Origin of the sequence: Niastella sp., from assembly GCF_045805085.1 — a bacterium.
In the GTDB taxonomy this organism is placed as follows: Bacteria; Bacteroidota; Bacteroidia; order Chitinophagales; family Chitinophagaceae; genus Niastella.
In genome coordinates this window covers 1-23,722 of the sequence record NZ_JBJMLX010000414.1, presented here as the reverse complement: position 1 = coordinate 23,722, position 23,722 = coordinate 1, and the positions used below count along the sequence as shown (strand labels likewise).

The 23,722-nt window shown below is 43.8% G+C and carries 15 protein-coding genes; 6 read left to right on the top strand and 9 right to left on the bottom strand.

Annotated features, from left to right (window positions below; all coding sequences use genetic code 11):
- Nucleotides 1–105: 105 nt before the first annotated feature.
- A complete protein-coding gene (locus ACJ751_RS21425; RefSeq protein ID WP_407747564.1) occupies nt 106–2,640 on the bottom strand; it encodes a phosphocholine-specific phospholipase C in 2,535 nt (844 codons plus the stop codon).
- A gap of 347 nt (nt 2,641–2,987) precedes the next feature.
- On the opposite strand from ACJ751_RS21425, the gene ACJ751_RS21420 reads away from it, so the two are divergent.
- Together ACJ751_RS21420 and ACJ751_RS21415 are read left to right on the top strand one after the other, a co-directional pair.
- Nucleotides 2,988–4,913 carry a gliding motility-associated C-terminal domain-containing protein gene (locus ACJ751_RS21420; protein ID WP_407747563.1) on the top strand — a complete coding sequence of 642 codons (1,926 nt, stop codon included), beginning with the start codon at nt 2,988–2,990 and terminating at the stop codon, nt 4,911–4,913.
- Nucleotides 4,914–4,934: 21 nt separating this feature from the next.
- Nucleotides 4,935–5,966 carry a PorP/SprF family type IX secretion system membrane protein gene (locus tag ACJ751_RS21415; RefSeq protein WP_407747562.1) on the top strand — a complete coding sequence of 344 codons (1,032 nt, stop codon included), beginning with the start codon at nt 4,935–4,937 and terminating at the stop codon, nt 5,964–5,966.
- Between the two features lie 77 nt (nt 5,967–6,043).
- Here ACJ751_RS21415 and ACJ751_RS21410 read toward each other — a convergent pair whose 3' ends face one another.
- The 3 genes from ACJ751_RS21410 to ACJ751_RS21400 form a co-directional block, all read right to left on the bottom strand.
- On the bottom strand, nt 6,044–6,793 hold the full coding sequence (locus ACJ751_RS21410; protein ID WP_407747561.1) for a lipocalin family protein: 750 nt from the start codon (nt 6,791–6,793) through the stop codon (nt 6,044–6,046).
- A gap of 268 nt (nt 6,794–7,061) precedes the next feature.
- Nucleotides 7,062–9,077 (bottom strand): gliding motility-associated C-terminal domain-containing protein, encoded by a 2,016-nt coding sequence (locus ACJ751_RS21405; protein WP_407747560.1) that lies wholly within the window; start codon nt 9,075–9,077, stop codon nt 7,062–7,064.
- A gap of 98 nt (nt 9,078–9,175) precedes the next feature.
- Complete coding sequence (locus ACJ751_RS21400; RefSeq protein ID WP_407747559.1) at nt 9,176–9,943, bottom strand: helix-turn-helix domain-containing protein; 768 nt, start codon at nt 9,941–9,943, stop codon at nt 9,176–9,178.
- A 222-nt stretch (nt 9,944–10,165) separates the two neighbouring features.
- On the opposite strand from ACJ751_RS21400, the gene ACJ751_RS21395 reads away from it, so the two are divergent.
- Nucleotides 10,166–10,603 (top strand): SRPBCC domain-containing protein, encoded by a 438-nt coding sequence (locus ACJ751_RS21395; RefSeq protein ID WP_407747558.1) that lies wholly within the window; start codon nt 10,166–10,168, stop codon nt 10,601–10,603.
- On the opposite strand, the gene ACJ751_RS21390 is transcribed toward ACJ751_RS21395, so the two are convergent.
- The 5 genes from ACJ751_RS21390 to ACJ751_RS21370 form a co-directional block, all read right to left on the bottom strand.
- On the bottom strand, nt 10,600–11,349 hold the full coding sequence (locus ACJ751_RS21390; RefSeq protein WP_407747557.1) for a GNAT family N-acetyltransferase: 750 nt from the start codon (nt 11,347–11,349) through the stop codon (nt 10,600–10,602). The genes ACJ751_RS21395 and ACJ751_RS21390 overlap by 4 nt on opposite strands.
- Nucleotides 11,350–11,431: 82 nt before the next feature.
- Nucleotides 11,432–13,552, bottom strand: coding sequence for a PAS domain-containing protein (locus ACJ751_RS21385; RefSeq protein WP_407747556.1), 2,121 nt, complete (start codon nt 13,550–13,552; stop codon nt 11,432–11,434).
- 42 nt (nt 13,553–13,594) lie between these two features.
- On the bottom strand, nt 13,595–13,993 hold the full coding sequence (locus tag ACJ751_RS21380; protein ID WP_407747555.1) for a response regulator transcription factor: 399 nt from the start codon (nt 13,991–13,993) through the stop codon (nt 13,595–13,597).
- 125 nt (nt 13,994–14,118) lie between these two features.
- Nucleotides 14,119–14,745, bottom strand: a complete 627-nt coding sequence (locus ACJ751_RS21375; RefSeq protein ID WP_407747554.1) for a response regulator — start codon at nt 14,743–14,745, stop codon at nt 14,119–14,121.
- Between the two features lie 12 nt (nt 14,746–14,757).
- Entirely contained in the window at nt 14,758–15,780 is a 1,023-nt protein-coding gene (locus ACJ751_RS21370) for a histidine kinase (RefSeq protein WP_407747553.1), read from the bottom strand.
- 403 nt (nt 15,781–16,183) lie between these two features.
- Between ACJ751_RS21370 and ACJ751_RS21365 the strand changes: the two genes are divergently transcribed.
- The 3 genes from ACJ751_RS21365 (at nt 16,184) to ACJ751_RS21355 (ending at nt 23,679) form a co-directional block, all read left to right on the top strand.
- Nucleotides 16,184–16,570, top strand: coding sequence for a response regulator transcription factor (locus ACJ751_RS21365; protein WP_407747552.1), 387 nt, complete (start codon nt 16,184–16,186; stop codon nt 16,568–16,570).
- A gap of 351 nt (nt 16,571–16,921) precedes the next feature.
- Nucleotides 16,922–18,151, top strand: coding sequence for a M48 family metalloprotease (locus tag ACJ751_RS21360; RefSeq protein WP_407747551.1), 1,230 nt, complete (start codon nt 16,922–16,924; stop codon nt 18,149–18,151).
- A gap of 41 nt (nt 18,152–18,192) precedes the next feature.
- Nucleotides 18,193–23,679: an AAA domain-containing protein gene (locus ACJ751_RS21355; RefSeq protein WP_407747550.1), complete on the top strand. Its 5,487-nt coding sequence runs from the start codon at nt 18,193–18,195 to the stop codon at nt 23,677–23,679.
- Nucleotides 23,680–23,722 lie beyond the last annotated feature (43 nt).

The window sequence follows — 23,722 nt, the reverse complement described above, 5'->3', positions numbered from 1 at the left end:
TGGAAAGTGTTTTAGCAGTGAGTAAAATTATTGGCTATTTATAAAGTTACTAATTAACCACTGCTGAAATACTGACCGCCGTCACTGTTTTGCTCTGATGTACCTCTATACAACTCTGCCCATGAATGGATCGGTTTTGGTGGGTTTGCCAGTTTCCACCCTGCCGGCGTACCTACGCTCAAAAAACTGATTGCCTTTTACTTTTATGGAAAAGTCGTACCAGCCAAAGCTTTTATCTGTTTTGATGATAGTGATTAACCTGAGTATTTTAGGGCCGCCCGGAACGGTAATGGTTTTAACTGGCGCTTTATACGCATTGTCAATAATTTCTAATTCAACAGGTGTGGTATTGCCATTAATAGCAAGTATCTCAAGATCACCCGGTGAGGATCTGACCATACCGCTATATTCTGCACTGATTTCTATGTTGGGATCTTTAGTGGTGCCTTTGAATTCTCTATAAAAGCCATTGGGGCCGTACACCTGTAAATGATAGGTGTTGTTTTCAAAATCACTCAGTTGCCATTTGTCCGCTACCTGCTGGCCAGGCGCCACCGCATAAGCCCGGTTGAACATGGTTTGTTGTTGATATTGGCCTGGTACATAAATATGAAAGGGAGAACCAGCTGATTGTTTATCAAAGAGGCGAATGCCTGCTGCCAGTTTGATCTCTATTGATTTCCTGTCTTCTGAAAATTTACAATCAGCATGTAATTCATAGGGCAGGGCACAGGCATCGCGAATGCCTTTTTCCTGTTGCGGCATCGATGGCGAATTCCAGGGCGCTTTATTGATGGCGGCTATTTCTTCTTCCGTTAACTTTTTATAATTCGAAGGCAGTTGGCGGAACTGTGCTTTGTGAATGCCTTCGATAAATTCATCTCTTTCCAGAAAGGCTGGTAAGGTGATCTTTTCGCCATTATAAGGTCTGAATACAGAAGTGAGGTCGCCACACACCGTACGCCGCCATTTGGAAATATTGGGCTCTTCTATCTTCTTACCGGTCTTGTGTGTTAAGAATGCTTCGAGGAATTGGATAGAAGAAGTATGATCGAACACTTCTGAATTTACCCAGCCGCCGCGGCTCCAGGGCGATGCTATCACCATTGGCACACGGTAACCCAGCCCGATGGAACTTTCACGGGCCTGCTCTTTGATGGATTGCTGGTCGTTATTGGCTACATAATCAACACCGGTGTTTATACCGGCAGAAGTTAGCCCCGTTGACGCTTTATGCGGATGTGGCGCTACGAAGGGCGGTACGTGGTCATAATAGCCATCATTTTCATCATAGGTGAGGATAAAAATGGTTTTCTTCCAAACCTCGGGGTTTTGTGTCAGAATGTCCAGCACTTCACTGATGTACCATACGCCAAACCAGGCAGCTGATGGATGATCGGAAAAGTTCTCAGGCGCCACCAGCCACGATACGGTAGGCAGGCTGCCGTTCTTCACATCTTCCCTGAACTGATGCAGCACATCGCCTTTCGGCGCTTTCATTTGCCGTTCTGTATCGCCGTCTTTATACGTGATATTGGTAAGCTGGTGGTAGTTGGGATCTTTTATATTGGTATCGAAGGCCTTTGTATGCAGGGCTTTTTCCCGGGCACTCAGGAGTTCGAAATTTTCTTTGGTGTATTTTTTTTGATCGGCTTTTATCCCGGTCAGTTGTTTTTTGAGTTCTTCCAGTCTTTTCTTTATTTCCTCAATTTGTGAAGCGGCGGCGCCGGCGGGCAACGATTGTAACTTGCTTTCTGTTTTTTTGATCTCGGCTGCAGTGGCCGCTGCTGCTTTTGGCAAATTGTCAATGTAGGCAGGATGGAACTTTACATTGTATTGCGAAAAGTATTCCAGCGGGTTGTCGCCAAAGTTGGCCAGCCAGCTGTCTTCTTCGCCGGTAAAACCCACTCCTACACTCAATTCATTCTGGTACACTTTCCAGGCTATGCCATTTTCTTCTAATCTTTCGGGAAAGGTATTCCAGTTAACCATCGTATTATAATCAGCATCCTCGTTCCATACACAGGCCTGGGCTTTTTCATCCTGGGAACTCCTGATAGTACCGCTCCAGAAAAACAACCGGTTGGGCGTAGTGCCGGTGAGAGATGAACAAAAGTTCTGGTCACAAACCGTGAAGGCATCGGCGAGGGAATAATAAAACGGAATGTCTTCCCGGGTATGAAAACCCATGGTCAACGGCATGGCCCGGTAATCTTTATTACCTGAATGTTTGGCCTCAAGCCATTTATCGTAATGCCCGTTGTTGCGGGCATCAACCTGGTTGTCCCAGGAGTGGGGGAGGGAACTCATCCAGGTAGCTTTGGTATTGTGAATATCCAGACGGAAAGGAGCGTAGGTTTCTCCTTCTTTATTCGATTGCAACCACACAAGGTTCTTATTGGGCAAACGGATAGCCCGCGGATCGTTAAAGCCCCGTACACCCTGCAGGGAGCCATAGGCATGATCGAACGAGCGGTTCTCCTGCATCAGGAAAACGATGTGCTCGGCATCTTTCCAGGTGCTGCCGGCTTCGGGATCAATAGCCAGTGCTTTTGCAATAGAAGCCGGTAATATTTGCATAAGACCGGCGCCGCCTGTTAGTACGGATGCTTTTTTAAGGAATTCTCTGCGGGTATCCATAGTTTCTGAGATTATTAATACCTGATAAAAATAATGGGAATTGTCATTCCGCCTTTTGAAAGTATGAAAAATTAAACAGATGTTAATAAAGGATGAAGGCTACTCAAAATAATTGCACAGTATTTGCAAAGTATAAGAAGGCAGTCGAATAAAATATTATGAAAACGCTATATAGGACTACCAGGCCTATGTATTCGCATTTTATAACACTGCTCACACTCCACAACCCTCCTCCAACGGCTCTGAGCGAAGTCGAAGAGTCGAAACGTAGTTAACTATAATATAGTCAAGTCCCCACCCGCCGGCCTGATTGCCTGGTAATCCGTTAATTCGTTAACCTATGACCTATGAAGAGGAACTTTACTTTATTGTTATCTGTACTACTCTTGCATCAGCTCGTACATGGCCAGCCTGGTACCTGTCCCGCCAATATTGATTTTGAAGCAGGCTCGCTGCAAAACTGGAATTGTTATATTGGTTCCACCAGTGTTCAAAATAATGATAATGTGATAACGGTGACGCCCTCGCCGCCGATCACCGGCAGGCATACCCTCTATGCAAAAGGAGCTGCTACTGTGGTTGATCCCTATGGGTTATTTCCCGTGAACCCGCCCGATGGCAGCGGGTATGCAGTGCGGTTGGGCAATAATATCAATGGCTCCGAGGCGGAGCGCATCACCTACGAGTTTACAGTTCCCACCAATGCCAATGATGCCACCTTTACTTACCGGTATGCCGTGGTGTTCCAGGACCCTGGTCATAATCCAAATGAACAACCCCGGTTTATTGCCCGTATTCTCGATGTACAAACCAATAGTTATCTTCCCTGTGCTTCCAACGAATATATTGCTACCGCATCGCTGCCGGGATTCCAGAGTTCTCCGGTTGATGCCGCGGTGAAATTTAAATCTTGGTCGTCGGTGTTTATTAACCTGGGCGCTTACGGCGGCAAACGCCTGAAGGTGGAATTTACTACTGCTGATTGCACCAAGGGCGCTCATTGGGGCTATGCTTATGTAGATGTGGGTGAGTGTAATGTTACAGCTTCGGCACATTATGAATGCAATCCCAATATTGCCAGCTTTACCGGACCGGGCGGTTTTCAGGATTATAAATGGTATGATAATAATTTCAGCACCCTGTTGGGCACGGGAGAGAACCTGGTGTTGAACCCTGCCCCCAAGATCAATAATATTAATGTAGTGGTGATTCCCTTTAATGGGTTTGGTTGCAGCGATACGCTGCAGGCATCTATCTATCCCATACTGCCATTGGCCAATGCTGGTCCCGATACAATCATTTGTCCCAACCACCCCATAACAATTGGTACGCCGGCAGTTTCAGGGTTTACTTATGCCTGGTCACCCTCCCTGTTTTTGTCTGATTCATTAACGGCCCAACCGGTGGGCACGCCACCAGGGCCTACTTCTTATGTAGTTACCGTTACCAGTGTTGAAAGCGGCTGCATTGACAAAGATACCATGGACATTACCGTTTTTCAGCCTATTGATGTAACCGTGTCGCCCGATCAAACGATTTGTGAAGGCCAGTCGGTAAACCTGCAGGCGCAGGGGAGCGCCGTGCAATACAACTGGTCGCCGGGGTTGGGTTTGAACCGAACAAATATTTCTAACCCCGTGGCTGCACCGAAAAAAACAACTACCTACCAGGTGATTGGGTTTGATGGGCATCAGTGTTTTACCGATACCGGCTTGATAAAAGTGGTGGTAAACCCCAATCCAAAAGTTGATGTGGGCCCCGATGTAATAAAAGCTACCGGCAGCACGTACACTTTTTCTCCTGTTACCCAGAATGGGCCTATTGTCTTATGGCAATGGACGCCTGCCGATGATCTTAGTTGTGCCGATTGCAATACACCGGTGGTTACCATTAAAAAGAATAAAACTTATCAGGCAAGGGTCACCAATGAATTTGGTTGCGTGGGAACAGATTTTATGAACATAAAACCATTTTGTGAAAGTACCCAGGTGTTTATCCCAAATGCCTTTACGCCCGATGGCGATGGCCTGAATGATGTGCTGATGGTGCGTGGCAAAGGCATTGCTTTGGTGCGTTCATTCCGCATTTTTTCGCGCTGGGGGGAATTGGTTTTTGAAAAGACAAACTTCCAACCTAATGACCCTGCTTTTGGTTGGGATGGAAAAATAAGAGGTGTTACCGGCCCCGCTGAGGTGTATGTGTATATGGCTGATGTGGTTTGCGATAATGATCTTATTAATACTTATAAAGGGAATGTGACGCTTTTGAAATAGCTGAACCAAGAACTAATTTGTATGCGTAGAATTGTACTCCTCTATTTTATTGGCTGTCTTTTTTTATCTGCATTTGTGCAGGGGCAGGACATTCATTTCTCCCAGTTCTATGAGTTTCCTTTGTTGCGCAATCCGGCCCTGGCCGGGATCTTTTCTGGTAATTTCCGGTTTACCGGTGCTTATCGCAATCAATGGCAAAGCGTAACGGTTCCTTACAGAACTATGGCGGTAAGCGGGGAATGTAAAATGCTGCGGGGTTTTTCTACCGGCGATTTTATTACATTGGGTGTTCAGGCTACCAATGATGTGGCGGGTGATTCAAAACTGCAACGCACCCAGGTGTTACCGGTCATTAATTATCACAAACTATTGAATGAAGATAAAACCACTTTTATTTCCCTTGCCTTTATGGGTGGCCCCGTGAGTGAACATTTTGACGTTACCAAATTGCGGTTTGATGATCAATACGTGAATGGCGCCTATAGTATGTCAAACGCTACACGGCAACAATTCAGCAATACGGGTTTTACGTATTGGGATGCATCTGTAGGCGTTAGTTTTAAAACAAGTCTCTCAGAAGATATCAATATGTATTTTGGCGGTGGACTGTTTCATCTTACTGAATCCAGGATCGCTTTTACCGAAGCTTATGATGTACGGCTAAATAGAAAATGGGGCGTGAATGCCGGGCTATCGGCCTGGATGAATAAAATGGATAAGCTCGTTTTTTATGCCGACTATTTTATGCAGGGTGGGAACCGGTTGATACAGGGTGGTGGGTTGTTTACCCATAGTTTTGATGAAACCGGGGAAGAAGGGACCCTGTCGATTGCCTTAGGCGGAGCGCTTCGCTGGAAGGACGCCTTTATTCCTATCATAAAATTATACACCCATCAGTTAGGCATAGGGCTTAGTTATGATGTAAACATCAGCAAACTCACCACTGCTTCCCAGTTCAGGGGTGGTTTTGAATTGTCGTTATCCTACATTGGTTTATGGCAGCGGTTGGCGGAAAGTCTGGAGAAAGTGGAGTGTCCGATTAAAATATGGTGAGATGGCTCACGCACCACTCACAAAAAAATCCCGCCTGCAGGGCGGGACCATTAATAAATAGATCGGTTTATTCAGGGTTATAATAACTTGGTGGAGAACTTCCAAAGTTCTTCGGTATAACCGCTTATTAACACCAACTCTGTAGCGGTGATGGATTTAATATTCCAGATGCGTTGTTGGTTTTCGATGGTTACAATAATGGATTTATTATCGGGACCAAATGCCCATTTGCCACTTTCTGTAACTTTTAAAGATTGTGCTTCATATACGCCGTTGCTTTTAAAATAAGCATAGGCGCCTTTTATTAATTTACTCGCCATTTTTAACTGGGCTTCTGACCGGCCCGGTACTTCACGACGCGTTAAGAACCATTTTTTACTGATCTGGCTCTTGGTAACTGAAACAGTTTTGATATCAGGAAGAGGTGATTCAATATTGTCAGATGGGGTAATGTTTGTTCTGGTCATAATGAAAGAACCCTCACCCAGGGTAAGGATCAATTTGTTCGAGTCCAGGCCTACGATCTGTGATTCGTTTGAATTTCCTTTGTAGGAGGTTATTCTTACTTTGTTGGTGGCTTCGTTCAGGCTCCAGACACCTTCATCAATGTTATTCATCACAAAAGCCTTGTAGTGATTGTTGGCTTTGAAATAAAAGGTCATATTTCCAAAATACTCATTCGCTATTTTTAAAGTCGCAGTATCGTATCTGTGTTTATTGTAAACATCAACATATTTCCATTTACCAACCAGGGAGTCAGTTTTTTGGGCTTGTACGGACAGTGATAAACCAATAGAAAATAGGAATAGGAATCTAAGTCTAGTCATGTTTGTGGTTTGTACGGTAGTTCCTGGCTCGTGTCCATTTCTGGACATATAGCATAACGCATTTAGGGCCGGGTAATTGCACCTTGCAGGGTAAAATTTTGCGGGGGAAGGTAATAACTTTATACCATCAGTGCAAGAGAATTAGAAAACGAACGCGATTTACAGTGGAAGAACAGCCCTGGTATTGATTTTCTGGAATAGGGAACCGCGTGAATAATTTTTTTCTGGGGTTTACACAATAAAATGAAAGCTGTTTATTTATAGGTAATTACTTGATCAACACGGTGGTTCCGCGTTTAAATACCTTTTCACCCGTATCCAGCAAAGTATATCTGAGCAACCATACAAACACCCCGCTTGATTGCATTTGTCCGTTAATGCGGCCATCCCATTTATTCGTCCAGTTGTTGGTGCGGAAAACAATTTGTCCGTACCGGTTATAGATAATAAACTCCAGGTTAATGGCCTTCCAGGCATTCAGTGGATATAAATAGTCGTTATGGCCATCGCCATTTGGGGTAAAAGCATTGGGAACGGTGATGTAGCAACTGTATACCACCTTCATTTGGTTTACAGTGGTATCAAAGCAGTGCAGGTCGTTCTCAATAATGAGCCTGACGGGGTAGAGCTTTGATCGGCCGCTGGTAACCTGGGGGTAGGTTTCAGGCAGGGGATTTTGTAAGGTGCTACTGTTGCCATTTCCGAAATCCCAGTTCCAGGATACGATCTTGCCAACACTGCTGTCAGTAAATGTTGCTTTGTCTTCGGGGCATAACACTTCAGGAAATCCAAATGCAGCTTCCAGGGTGTTATCAAGAAGAACGGTTGCAGAAGAACTGTCTGTGCACACGCCATTCGATACGTTCAGGTTGATTTGTTTGGGGCCAAATACCTTGAAGATGTGAGATGGGTTTTGGGCTGTGCTGCTGCCTTCATTATTAAAATTCCAGTTCCATTGGTTTATATTGTTGGCGCCATTGTGAAAGAAATGAACGGTATCTGCCTTGCAACCTAATTTGAGCTGGTAAGTGAAATCTGCATTTACGGTGTCTGCGGTTGAAAAAGCCCTGGACGCACCAGCAGGTGTTTGCTGACCGCATTCATCGATGATGGTATTGCCATCGGTACCCTGTTGCAGGGTGATCTGATAATTACCTGCCGATTGGATGGGAGCTGAAAGTTGTATAAAGATGGAAGTGGTGACGCCATTTACGCAATAGCCGCTGGCGCCGGTTATTGTAACGGGTGTGGTGCCCGTGATTGAAAAATCGCTGCCATTGGCGTCAATGGAATTACAATTGATGGGCCGGCGAAAAACAAGTTCCAGTTTGTCGGGGGTACAACCAACAGGTTTAATACTATCCAGTGGGGTGGGCTGAACAGGATCAACTATGAATGAAGTGTTATTACCCACCGGCACCGAATTGTTACAGTTATCCAGCACGGTGTTACCGTCCTGGCCACTTTGAACAGTAATGGTATACGTGCCGGGTAGCAATGCATTGCTCATGGTCAGCACCACCGTGTCCATATCAAAACTGTTACTGCAGCCAACAGCGGTAGCAGATACAATGGTGGCGGCGGCCGGCGAAAGCGTAAAATCGCTGGCATCCGCGGCCAGACTGTTACATTTTAATTTTTTGTTCATTGTAAGGGTTACAGTAACACCACCGCAACCGGCCCAGCTCTTTTCTATTTTAGGTTGCAAAGGATCGGTGATGACACCGGTTCCTCCCCCAAAAGATAAGTTGTACCCGCTTTGTGAATCGGTAAAATGGCTAATCAGCAGCAGATAAGTATGTCCCTGCAGTATGGTAGGCATGGTGCTGAATGAATTCTTATGATTGGCTGGGTCGGAAGAGCATTGAATAAAATTCACCCCAGAACTGGAAGCACCGGTTACCCCAAAGGTGCCGGCCCAGTTACCGGTAACGATCAATGACGGATCGGTAAAAACGTCGTCGGCATTATGACCGGTTATATCGTATAACATCCAGTCATAATCGTCGCCCAGATCGTTTGGCGTAACCAAAAAACCTAACGTGCCTGTTTTAAAGCAGGTGAAACGATACCAGAATGGATTTTTATCAGAATAACCGGCACCATCATCACACCCCGGAACTTTAATACTATGGGTTCTGCAAATGGGTACATTTTGTTGTGAAAAGGTGTCAACGCCGCAAACCGGAAAAGCAGAAGAAGGAGACTGGCCCAGGGTAGTGCAGTTCTGCGCCCACAGGCTGTTACACATTAGCAAAACCACAACCAACCCTATAAGTCTCATAAGCATATGGCGATTGACCCAAAAAAATATGGTAACGTTGCAACATAATGAAATATTGAACGCTATCCTGTTAATAAATAGCGATTGTCGTCAGTAATTTACCACAATGGCGGCGCCTTGAAAAAATCGTGTGGAGTTTGCCCTGTAAACGCCCTGAAATCTTTTATAAAGTGTGCCTGATCGTAATATCCTGCCGAATAGGCCGCTTCGGTAAAACTGATCGCATCCGTATAATTTTCGATCAGGTTTTTCAGGCGAATGATAGCTGCAAAATGTTTGGGTGAAGTACCGGTGATCTTTCTGAATCGTTTTTCAAAGGGATCGCGGCTAATGGGTAAACTGGCCAGCAGTTCCTTTACTTTAATATCTCCCTTTGAGCGTTTGATCTTTTGTATGGCTTCGCTCACCAGCGCATCTGATTGCGTTTTTTTCAGTTCAGATAATAAGAACCGTTCTACAATGAGTATACGCTGGTTGTTGTTATCGGCAGCGGCCAGCTCTTCTTCAATAGCGCACACCTTACCCCGTTGAACCAGGTGATCGAGCGACACACTGATGCTGCCCAGTTCATGCATTGGTTCTTTAAAAAATGCAGCAGCGCCGCCTTCTTTAAAGATCACCAACAGATTGCTGGTATCTTTTGCGTAATCTACCAGCCGGCTCGAATCCCGGATGCCCGAAATGACCGATTGAGCGAAATTATGCGTTGTGCCATTATCAGAATAGGATACATGTCCGCGAAGCCGGAACGCAATTACAATGGATGTATCGGGTAAGATCCGGTTCACCATCCCCTGTTCACATTCAATGATCAGAAAATTTTTAATATATGGTTGCAAAGCAGGAGAAGGAAGGAACTGTGCCATATGTTATCCGGTATTCATCAGTTAAGCTACAACCTTTCATCCAATAAAAAAGTTCAAAAATAGTTTTAGTAACCGGATGGTTACTTATATTTGCAACCGGATGGTTACATAACCGGTGTGTAACCACCAGCCTGTACGTACTGGCAAATAAATTGAAGTTTACCAAACGGAGATAGTACGCCTTTACAACGAATTGTAAACGCAAATAAAAAAAATTACAGTATGCAAAACGAACCATTGATCGTTGAGCGCATATACAATGCGCCGGCCAACAGAGTATGGAAGGCCATTACCGATTTAGACCAAATGCGCCAATGGTATTTTAAACTGGCAGCCTTTAAGGCGGAGCCCGGTTTTGAATTTCAATTTGAAGGTGGTCCCAAGGGAGGCCCCACCTATTTACATAAATGCCGGGTAACGGAAGTGGTGCCGGGTGAGAAATTACAGTATAGCTGGCGGTACGATGGTTATGATGGCAATTCTTTTGTAACGTTTGAATTGTTTGAAGAAGGAGATAAAACCAGGGTGAAATTGACCCATGAAGGATTGGAAACACTGGCGGCAACCAACCCTGATTTTGCAAGAGGGAATTTCATGCAGGGGTGGACCTCTATCATTGGTACAAATTTGAAAAATTTTGTAGAAAAAGTAAGCGTTTAAATAGCGCCGCCATTTTTGATATCGCCTCTCAGAATGAATCCGCAGGGTTTCATGCCGGCTTTTATTAAAGTGGCTTTAGATGCATTGTTACTGATATTGCATCTGGCGGCGGGAACCCGGCCCATGCGATAGATCTCTTTTTTAAGTTCCTGTACGAGTAAACTGCCGAGCCCACGCTGCCGGCAGTTTTCTTTTACATCCATATAAAGATCTGCATACGGATAATTATAGTTGAGCATAAACCCGCCATTGGCCACTACTTCGCTGTGTTGTACAAGATAGTATCCGCCCACATCGGCCCCTTTATTTTCTTCTTTTTGATTTCTGCCAAAATGCACGCCGGTCATCTGAAAACTGGTTTGAACATGGTCTTCAAACAAGATGGCTTCAGCATAAATATTCTTGGCAAACTCGTACAGCATGCCTGTCAACAGCAGGTCGTTGCTCTGGCATTCGATCTTTGTAGTGCCGGAAGTGGAAATAAGATCATGGAAAATTGAACTCACATATTTTTTGTATGGAGGCAGCACATAGAATTCAAAAATGGTATCGCGGTCTTCTCTTTTATCGGAACCCCACACGGCCCCATAGCCAATACGCGCTTCATTGGAGATAAACACATACACATCGGCCCAGCCATAGTAATGGCATTTATCATATATGAATTGAAAATTGTTTTCCTGCAGGAATATTTGACGAAAATCTTTTATGTCTGCCGACTGTGTTTTAACGAGCTGTAACTGCATGGTCAAAAGTTAGCCATTTTACTCAATAAAAAAAACGAGCTCCGGGATGAGGCTCGTTTTTTTTAATATATAATCAATCAGCTTAACTCTTCGGAATGGTCACTTTTAACCGGCAACCGCAACCAGGCGAGGAATGCAGATCAACCGTTCCATTATAGAAAGTGGTTCTGTCGTAAATATTCCGCAGGCCGATGCCCTTTGTTTTTTTCAGTGGACAAAATCCCACGCCATCATCCTGAAAAATGAGTTCAACAGAGTTGGTGTTACTGATTAATTGAATAACTACATGGGTAGCCTTGCTGTACTGAATGGTATTCTTTAATTGTTCCTGCACTATACGGTACAGGGCAATCTTTTTGCCTTCAGAAATATCATCGGTCCATTGTTTATGGCATTGGAATTTGATCTTGAACGGGCAGGTCTTTTTTACATCTTTAACAAGTTCACTGATACCATCAGCCAGGGTCTTTTCTTTCAATTTCGGTAATACCATTTCCCTTGAAATGGTTTGTATATCGGAAATGGCCATGTCAAGCGATTCTACTACTTTCTTCGCTATTTCCTTATTACCCGCTTCACTTGGTTTTAAAAGACCCATATACAATTTGGCCACCAGTAGCAACTGGTTGATGTTGTCGTGCAGTTCCTGTCCAATACGGGTGCGCTCTTTTTCCTGCGTATCGATGATGCTCTTGGCAATTTCTTTCTGGTGTTTGATCTTTTCCTGCAACAACAGGTTCTCGAGTTCTTTTATTTCGGTAAGATCAAGTAAGGAACCGATAAGCTTGACCGGCTTTTCGTTTTCAAACACCACAATGCCGCGGTCGCGAACGGTTCTATAAGTGCCATTGAGGTATTTAAGCCGGTATTCCCACTGCCAGCTGGAAACATTATTTCGCAACAGGTTGGCAACATTTAATTCAACCCGTTCCTTGTCCTCGGGGTGAATGCGATTGTACCACCAGTTATTGGTAATGGTTTCTTTATCGGGAGAACCGAGGAGTTCAATCAATGGCTTGCTACGGAATACCTGGTTTGATTTCAGGTCCCATTCCCAAATAGCGTCAGTGGTTACCTGGGTTAAACGGATCAACCGTTCATTGGCCCGGGCAATTTCTTCATGCACATTGTACCCGAAGGTAATGTCCATGGCTTCGCCACCCAGCAGTCGTTTGTTTGTTTTATGGTGAACGGGAAAGATGTTCACCAGGAAATAACAGGTTGTTCCATCTGCCAGGGGATGCTTATAGATCTTTTTATGCGCCACCCCGGTGGACAGCACATTGCGGTGTTCTTTTTCAAAGATCTCAGTAAAGAAAGGTGGGATTACTTCAACGGCTTTTTTGTTCAGGACATTTTCATTCAAACCCAGAAAGCGAAGAAAGGCCGGGTTGGCAAAAATAAGCCGCTCCTGATCGTCGATCAGCCAGGTCATGGCTGAAGTAAGATTTAAAAATTCTTTCTGGAACAATTCTTTGTCGCTGGCATGTGGTTCTTTATGCCAGGGCAATTCATTAATAAGAGCTACAAAAGAAAAAGGTACGGTACTATTGTCATTAAAGAGTGGATAGAAGGCAAATTGTAACCATTTACTGTTGGGACTGTCGGCACGCATTTCAATTACCTGCTCATAAGGCTTGCCCGCCAGCAAAGTTTTCATAAGCGGAGAGCTTTCAAAGGATATTGGATCGGTAAATATTTTGAAGGAATTACAAAAGTCGGCCAGCTGTGGATTGTTCAGCAGACTTTCAGGATTGGTGTTTAAAAAGGTGGCGGCTTTCTCATTGGCATCTACTACATGACCCTGACAGTCGAGTACCAGGATGCCGGGTGTGGGTGTATGGGTTGGTTTTTCGAAATCTGTTTTATATCCCAGGCAAATAAAAAGTTCCGGGTTGTTTGCCGCAGACTTTAACCGGGCTATACGCCAGTTGGCTTTATGGACCATGCTATTTAGCAGGTTCATTTTTAAATAGGAAGGGTTTGTGGTAAACCCCGCTTTTTGCAAAGCGTCTTTTAAAAGCTCGGCGCTTACAGGTGAAAGAAAATTATAAAAAAGGTTTGTTGAAGGAAGGGTTTTTTCAATATGCAGGCATTGCGCCAGCTGGTCATTGGCATATTGAATAAAGCCATGTTCATTAATGATGGCGAAATAATAGCCTTCATAGGTATCAGCAATCGTTACTTTTTCTTCTTCAGACATACGGGCTACGGGTTTTGGATCTCACGTGATATAATGATACGTTTATTTAGCTATTTCGGTTGTTTGCATTTCATTTCCAATGGTTCTCAATTTGTGCTCGATCTCTTCAAAGTCGAGTGATTTATCAAAAAAGTGATCAGCGCCGGCCGACATACAAACCTGTTTATAATATTCATCAGCATGGTTACTGATGATCCAGACTTTTATCGCTGCATACCTGCTTTTGATCAATTTCAGTAGTTGAATGCCGCTTTTGCCCGGCATGCTGATATCCAATAATACCAGGTTAACGGTTGCATTTTGTATGCAACTGATCGCTTCCTCAAAATTGCGAGCCTGAAAGATCAGATGAATGTGTTGATCGTTGAGCAGGCGAATGATCCGTTGCCGGAATAAGGCAGTATCGTCAACAACCAACACCGTGAATCTTCTATGTGGCATAGCAACAACTTTGTATCAAAATTAACATATTATGACTTTTAATTAATAGTGTGTTTTGTCTTTGTTTTGTAATCGTTGCTTAAATTGATTTGTAGTATAATAACTACAATTACACAAACGATTGATTAAATAAGTTTCTTCTCCAGCGCATACCGGATCAGATCCGCATTTGTTTTAAAGTTCATTTTCACCAGAATACGCGCCCTGTATGTACTGATGGTAGTAGTACTTAAAGAAAAATAGTCTGCAATATCAGAAATTGATTTACCGGCAGCCAGTAATTTAAATACATCAAATTCTCTGTCAGAAAGACGTTTATAAGGTTCCGGCAGGTTTTCTTCTTCCAATTGTGTAGCCAGGGTTTCAGCCAGTGAGGGCGTAATATATTTTTTACCGGTCAATACCCTTCTTACTGCATTTACCAGTTCTTCATGAGCAAGGTCTTTACTGCAGTAACCAGAAGCGCCGGCTTTCAATGCGCGAATGGCATATTGTTCTTCGGGATGCATGCTTAAAATAAGCACCGGCAGACGGGGGTGTGATAGCCGGATCTGATGCAATGCCTCCAAACCGCTGCGTCCGGGCATTGAAATATCGCTGATAATTACATCCCATTGGCCTTCATTAGCTTTCTGTACTAATTCTTCAGCATTGGCACATTCTTCAATTTCTCCAAACGGGTATTCATCCAATAAGATCTGTTTTAGTCCTTTGCGAACTATAGCATGATCATCGGCAACCAGTACTTTCATGGTTCAGATTATTTAAAGGGAAGTAGTCACTATGATCGTAGTGCCTTCACCTGGTTTGCTGTTTATATTAAAACGTCCGCCCATCATAAGCGCGCGTTCTTTCATACCTAATAATCCCAATGTTTTTTTTATTGCAAGCGTTTGCATATCAAAGCCCACACCATCATCTGCTATGGTCAGTATCACCTGATCATTCATTACCTGCAATTTGCTAAGAACAGTTTTAGCATTGGCATGGCGGGCGATATTAGTCAGGGCCTCCTGATAAATTCTGAACAGGGATGTGGCAACATCATTATCAACCGGCAAATGCGAGATACCTGATTCAAAAATTATTTTGATACCCGATCTTTTCTCAAACTCCCTGCTTTGCCACTCCATGGCTTCAATAAGACCCAGATCATCTAACATACTGGGACGTAACTCAGTGGCAATGCGGCGCACAGCTCTTATGGTCTCATTCAGCACTATCAATGCATCACCTGTTTTTTGTAAAACACTGGCGTCCCCGCTGTTCTTAAGTTTTTGATTGAGCCAGGAGAGATCCATTTTCAGAATAGTGAGCTGTTGCCCAAGCTCATCATGAATTTCGCGGGCAATCCTGGTGCGTTCGGTTTCCCGGATGTTTAAAAGATGTTCGCTCAGTTCGCGCAGCTGGGCAAATGAACCAGTTGAAGTATGATCTGCATCAAGTGGCTTGTAAATGAATAAGTAACCACCGGTTGGTAAACCGGGTGCAATGGCTTGCCGGGTAGTATGCAGGAGTATGATTTTACCAGTGCTATCTATGTACTCAATAATACCCTCCCTGAATGTGGTATTTACAATAGAAGGCCGGCTGTTTGTTGTTGAAGAAGCAGGAACAAGGAAAGAGATGGAATGCCCCAGTATATCCTGTTGATTGTAAAGGAACAATACCGATGCTGCCGGGTTGCAGGCAGTTATGGTAAAGCAGGGATCAGTAAATAAAGCAGCTTCACTGATATGCTGAATCAGCAGCTGATTGGTTGATTGGTTCGGGAAATCGTTTTCCATATGCTTATAGGGTGCATAAACACTCAGTTCACACAATTACTTTTTCATAGAAAACGATTCAATACAAGATTAGCGCATAATTTTTAAATAGCAATATTTAGTAATGCGATTGTGGATAATCAGCCCCCCGTTCCTGAATAAAATACAAATGTAATCATGACATTAATGGCCCTGGGTAAATGAAAACATGTATTTTGACGGAGTGATTGTATTGGTTTACCGGTTTAAGCCTGCTGTATGTTTTTGCCGGTTTATAAATGTATATACATTTGCCATACAAACAATCCTACCATTGATCCTAATTAGGACCTCCTTCCTTCGATTGCCTTGATAAACCCTGTTAAACCTGGCGCCTGTATGTAATATGGGTATGCCCCTAAGAACCAATCTAATTTATGTAATTATGAACAGTTTAGGAACTAAGGTAGCACTGGTAGATGATTCCCCGGTTATCAGGAACGGGATACAGGAAATACTCGAATTGTGGGGATACAAAATCGTGCTGACTGCCATTAATGGCAAAGACCTGCTGCGACAATTAACTACAGTCAACGCACCCGACATTTGCATTACCGACCTGAATATGCCGGTAATGAACGGCTTTGAAACCATTGCCGCCCTAAAGGAAAAATGGCCCGGCATTAAGATCATTGCTTTTTCTATGACCAACAATCCTTGCGAAGAAATACGGGCCCTGCAGGTAGGCGCCCATGCTTTTGTATCAAAAACAGACTCCATTATCGAATTGCAAAAGGTTTTGCAGGATATGCAGCAACCAGCCGGTATCTGATTAAATAAAATGTGGGAAAATATCTTCTTCTGAGGGAGTTGTCTGTTTTAAACTTTCACAAAAACAAACCTTCTATTACGTTTATCCCTGTTTGAACCTGTACAAGGTTTAACACGCGCATGCTATTGTTACAAGTAGCGGCCGGTTTTTTTCTTTTAATGAAAAGTGATTTCCCAAAATATTCTTAATGTCAGTTGGGAGGCAAATAAATCATCCGGCAATGCGTTTCGGTAAAAAGGGCATAGTATTTGAAATCATTACGGGTTCGCCTCTCTTCCCTTTCTAATATCCTGTGCCAGTTAGGTACATCGTCCCAAGATATTTATTCTTTTATACTATATATATCAATATATGCTACAAGCGCTTCCATATCACTTGAAAGTTCGGGATCATTTTGCTCTGCAAACGAAGACCTGGAATTTTTTTGCTGCAGTTAAGACAAAAGAAGAGCAACTGGCCCAATATAAAACTGAATTGTTAAAGAATACTTACAAATTTGATGTTAAGGCAGATGCGGCTATTTATGAAAAGGTTGAAAAGGCTAAAACATTATTAGGGCTTGAACAATTACCCGTTACAGTTTACCAGGCGCAATACACCGATGAAATGAATGCGAGTATTGTTTACCTGAACAATGAAGCGCATATTGTTTTCAGTGGTCGTATCACCCAGTTACTGGATGAGAACGAACTACTGGCTATACTGGCGCATGAATTGACCCATGTAAAATTATACAGTACGCTACAGGGTGAGTTGGAAACTGCCGAGCGTATTATAATGGCCATTGCCGGTAACTATCACAGTGAGCCTGCCTATTATGAAACGGCCCGTTTATACAGACTATATACTGAAATATATTGCGACCGTGGTGCTTATACGGTTGTAGGTGATACCGCGCCCGTAATTACTTCGTTAGTTAAAATAGCAACGGGGTTGGATAAGGTAAGTGCAGAAAGCTACGCGAAGCAGGCGGAAGAAATATTCTCCACTGCCAGTGGGGTGAAAGCAGCCACCGTTACTCACCCCGAAAATTTCATCAGGGCCCGGGCCATTCAGCTTTGGCATGAGAAAAAAGAAGCGGCCGAAGAAGAAATTATAAAAATGATAGAGGGCAGTACCGACCTGGACCAACTGGATGTATTTAAACAAAAAGAATTGTTACAGTTCACCAGGAAGTTCATGCAATTATTATTAAAACCTAACTGGTTCCGCAGTACGCTTGTTACCAACCTGGCCAAACAATATTTTGCTGATTTCTCTTATGATGAGGATGTAACGTTAGATGAACAGTTTGTAGAAACGATCAGTGGCTCGTATACCAGTATAAAAGATTACCTGGGTTACATTATGCTTGATTTTGCCCTGGTTGATGGCGCCCTGGAACAAATACCCTTTGGCTGGGCCTTTCAGTTTGCAGAAACCATTCAGTTGGCAGCCATTTTTGACGCTATTGTTAAAAAGGAGTTACAACTGAGCGATAAGAAAATGCAACAGCACAAACAAAAAACAATGGCCGCCTGGTATAAATTAAAAGAAGGCGAGAAGGAGCAGGTAGTGCTTGAAGACGACGCTACCGCTTAATCAAATCCCATTAATACCATTTAGATCTCAATTTATTGATTATGTCAATACAGGTTCAATCATTCAGACAATTTCTGAAAACAGCATTCGATAATGGTGACTATGCAACAGACGATGTGATTGCATTCGTACTACCGCTCTGTAAAGAGGTGATCGGCTTTCATGAAGCCGGCCTTGTTGCGCCATTTGAAAATGAAAATGCCCTGTTTATTACCGATAACCGCATGGATATCGATGAACGGGCTGCGCACAAGCCAATGAATGCAATAGGGAAAGTAATAGCCTTATTTGAAAGACATAAATCCCGCCATTTTGAACCAGGCGGCGCTGCAAAACCGGAAATAGAGATCGATGACAGTGCCGTATCGGTGGAAAATGTAAAGATCCACCTGAATGGTAATGAAACGCTGTCGTTCCCGGCCTTTATACCCGGTTACCGTTGTTTTGAAATGAACCTGGGCCATCACGATGAACTGACCGATATTTTTTGTTTGGGTTGTGTACTGGGTAGCATGGCCCTGGGATTGAACCTATATGAAGAAAAAGACCTGGCGCTGTTTGCAAAATACCGCAGCAATCCCATCCTGTACAATCATCGTATACACCCCACCATCAGCGCGCTCATTGCTGAGATGACGGAACTTAGCCGCCAGAAACGCGTGCAGGACCTGTATGATATAGTAAACAGGTTGCAACATTACCGGGATTATGATCCTGAAAAAGAAACCGATTTAAGTAATATTGCCGGCTGGATCAATAAATCATTGACCAACCGCAACCAGCTTATCTTAAACAAGCTTCGCAATCGTTTATTCGACACCAGCAGGCGGAACCGGTTATTGTATTACAAACCGAATATGCGGTTTGTAAACCTTACAGTAAGCAGCGTGCCCATGGTGCTGCATTATCAAAGCATTCGTCCGGAATTGTTATTTACCTGGAACAAAGACATTGCCGACCGCATAACCGGCATGAAAGAAATTGTGTTGAACAAATACCTCCGGTTCGAAGACCACCTGTATTTACCTTCTTCACTCGATAAGATCCGCATAGAAGCCCAGCGCGACATCCAGGAATATGGGTTCAGTCAGTTAAAGCTGGTAATAGTGTATTTGAACTGGCACAACCTAAAGGAAGATGCAGAAGAAAGAATACAAAGCCCCTTGTTATTGGTACCTGCCGAAGTGAAGAAGAACAAGAAATTAAAGGAAGACCATTATGTATTAAAGATCACCGATAATGTGGCGGAGGTAAACCCGGTGCTGGCCAGTTACCTGAAAGAGCTATACGGCATTGAATTGCCGGATTATGTAGATCTGGATGAAATGACGCCGGAACAATTCTATCAATTATTAAAAGGTCAGATAGATGCCGCCAACCAGGGCATTGTGCTGAATTATATCCAAAAGCCACGCATTCGCCTGGTGCATAATGTAGCCAAGCAAACGGTCACCAATTTTAAAAAGCGGTTGCAACGTTCGGGCAAGCAGTTGAACAGTTATAAAGATGTTGGGTACAGCTATCAGCAGGAACAATATAAACCGCTGGGACTGGAAATATTCCGGCAACGAGTGGAACCTAAACAAGGTTTCCTGGAATCGCTGGGACATGAAGATGCCCCCATTGTGCCTTCACAATTAACTGAAAGTATGGCCGACAAGCGTCGCCCGTCATTTGAATTGTCAGAAAGTGAAGGCAATCCCTACAGCTGGGATTTTGATATGTGTAACATTGTGCTGGGTAATTTCAACTATAAAAAAATGAGCCTGGTGCGCGATTACAATTTTGTGATCGATAACCAGGTGCCCAATGAAGTGTTTGAACAACTGTTCAGCAGCAAACCCAAGCCTACCAGTGATACCACGCAAAACTGGAACAGTACAGACGACTGGTACCATGTAATTACTGCCGACCCTACGCAAACGAGAGCCATCTTAAAAAGCAGGGAAAAAGAAAGCTACATCATTCAGGGCCCGCCCGGAACCGGTAAAAGCCAAACGATCACCAACCTGATCGCCGATTTTGCCGCCCGTGGCCATAGCATTTTGTTTGTGTGCGAAAAGCGCGCTGCATTGGATGTCGTATACCATCGCCTGAAACAACAGGGGCTTGATGAATTGTGCTGTTATATTCACGACAGCCTGGGTGATAAAAAAGAGTTTATCCGCAACCTGAAAGAAACGTACGAAGATTTTACCAAAAATAAAATGGACCTTGAAAGGATCCAGTTGAGCCGGGATGCCTTATTAAAACAAACCAATGAACAGCTGGAACTGTTGAAACAATTCCATGCTACGCATACTGCCATTCCTGAGCAGGCCGGTATTGAATTCAGAAAATTACTGGAAAGGGTAGTGGAGTTAAAGGAACACCTGATTACCCGGCCGGCAAAAGAAGCAGATGCCTTACCGCATTATAAAGAATGGCTGGAATTTGGCAGCGTTATTCAGCAATTGAGCAATGCCCTGGAAGAAACAGGTGCAGAGCCCACATTTGCGGAACATCCATTCAGTAAGATAAATGAAAACATCTTCAGCAATGAGAACCCGCAAACGGTGTTGGAAAACCTGTTGTTGCATTCCCGCAACCTGCTCACAGATATTACGGCTGTTGTAAAGGATAATAATATTCCCCCCGAACATACCAACCGCCTGGAGCAGATAAAGAACTTGGTAAGTGTGGCTATTGTTTTGAATCCCTTGGCAGAAACAGATAGCCTGGCGCTGGTTGATGAAGGTAATGAGCAGGCCCGCAAATTTGATAAGGGCGTTCATTTGTACAAACAGCAGCAACAGCATTATGAACAGATCAAGGCGCGGAATAAGAACTGGAAAGAAAGGCTGAGCGAGCAGGATATGCTGGCCGCGATACCATTAGCAGCCAAATACGAAGAATCGTTTTTAAAATTCCTGAACAGCAAATGGAACCGGCTGAAGAACAAGATCGATGAATGTTACGATTTCAGCCAGCATGCAGTACACCCGGGTTATGGTACCGTATTGCAACAACTCAAAGAAGAATATGATGCCGCCAATATGGTGGCCATGGAACGGCATTTTCTGCAACAGCAATATAAAGTTGACAATGTTGACCTCACCCATTTAAGCATTGAACGCATCAGGGCCAGAAAGGGCGATAAAGAAATAGATTATTTACTGCACCATGCAGAGGCCAACCAACTGGTAACAAAGTTGAGCAAGCTCAATAACAGCATGCAAAAACTGCAAACCCAGTTACAGCAATGTTTAAATGAGTATGATACCAAACCGGTAAGTGACATTTACGACGAGCTGGAAAGCATTAGTATGAATGCTGAAAGCCTGCGTGATCTGTTGCCAGCGTTGCGCGAGTATGCAGAGCTGCCCGATTCGGTAAAAGAAGTGCTCAGGAACATATCGGTTACGCCATTACAGGCAGAAGCAGGTATGGCCAATAAAACGCTGTCGCACATTTATCACCAGAATAAAGTATTTGCCAATACCGATATGCACGCCATTGAAAAGGCGGTGCGTCAAATACAACATTGTTACAAGCAATTGCTGAAGGTAAATGCCGATTATATCAGGGCCACTGTACGGCAACGCTTTCTGCATAATGTTGAATTAAGCAATATCGCCAGCAGCCAGTTGACACCGGAGCAGCGGGAGTTTAAAAAGAATTATACCGAAGGCCGTAAAATTCTGGAAAACGAATTCAATAAAAGCATCCGGTTCAAGAGTATCAGGGAACTTTCGGGTAAAGAAAGCGGCCTGGTGTTAAAAGACCTTAAATCGGTATGGCTGATGAGTCCGTTGAGTGTAAGCGATAGCCTGCCGGTAGATATTGATTTCTTTGATGTGGTGATCTTTGATGAAGCCAGTCAGATCACGTTGGAAGAAGGGATCCCGGCTTTGTATCGCGCCAAACAAACCATTATTGTGGGCGACGACAAACAAATGCCCCCTACCAACTTCTTTGCGGTGCGTACCGAAGATCCTGACGACCTGGAAGTGTTTACTGATAATGAGGATGATGAATTGTTAAGCAATGATGCCGACAGCCTGTTGGTACAGGGTGCCAGAAAGCTGGGCAATGTAATGCTGGGCTGGCACTACAGAAGCCGGTTTGAGACATTGATCAGTTTTAGCAACCACGCTTTTTATGAAGCGAACCTGCTGACAATTCCTGATAAGACCATTCATCATACCGAAAAGAAATCTATAGAAATAACCAGGCCTCAGGAAGCGACCCAACATGTAGATGCTTTATTTGACCGCAGTATCAGCTTCCATTTTCTGCCGAATAGTGTATATGAAAAACGCATTAATACCGATGAGGCAGATTATATAGCCTATATGGTGAAAACCCTGCTGCTTAAGAAAGTGAAGGAAAGCATAGGCATAGTAGCCTTCAGCCAGGAACAACAGGAAGCCATTGAAAACGCTTTGACGAACCTGGCATCGAAAGACAAAGCCTTTGAACAGGCGCTGGAAGATGCCTGGGGGCGTACGGAAGAGGACCAGTTTATCGGGTTGTTTGTAAAGAACCTGGAGAATGTGCAGGGCGATGAGCGCGACATCATTATCATGAGCGTTTGTTATGGTTTTGATTCCCGCAAAAAGATGATCATGAATTTCGGACCTATTAATAAGAAGGGTGGCGAAAAGCGGTTGAATGTGATCTTCAGCCGGGCCAAAAAACATATGGCCGTGGTGAGCAGTATCAGGCACCATAATATCACCAATGAATATAATGAAGGCGCCAATTACTTTAAACGCTTTTTGCAATATTCAGAATTGGTGAGCTGTGGTGATATGCGTTCGGCCCGTACCATTCTGGATAGCCTCGTGTTGCATAAAAAAGAAAGATCAAAAGTAAAAGCTGATAATATCATTCTGCAACAAATAAAGGAGCAGCTGGAGAAGAAAGGATATGAGGTAGCAGAACAGGTTGGTCAGTCAGATTTCAAATGTTCCCTGGCGGTAAAAGCCAAACCTACAGACACCACTTATAGTCTTAGTATTCTGTTGGATGATGACCGGCATTATAAGAATGAAAACCTGCTGGAACAATACTATCAGCGGCCAGCCATTCTGCAAACATTCAACTGGCGAACGATTAACGTGTTTGCGAAAGACTGGTTAAACCAGCCCGATAAAGTACTGGAGCTGATAATAAAACGTCTGCACCAGGAAGCAGGGCAGGAGGAAGAAAAATCAGCCGACGTAACTGGAGTTGCTGAGGGAGAAACAACCAATGAAACAGCCGAAGAGACAACGCCCATTGCGCCGGTTATTACTGACCCGGCAGCGCCCGCAACACCGTACGACCATTTAACATTTCACCGGCTTGTAAATTCAGAGGGTGAGAACAGTCGTTTCTGGGAAGCTGCCCTGGATGGTTGTAAGCTGATCGTTCGTTATGGAAGAGTGGGCACTAAGGGGCAGGTGCATGTAAAAACATTTGCCAAGGAAACCACCGCGCAACTGGAAAAGGATAAGCAGATCAAAGAAAAAGCGAATAAAGGATATAAAGCAACCTGGCTTTAATTCCTCAGTCTATATTTTTTAATGGAATAGCTACGTCAATCCT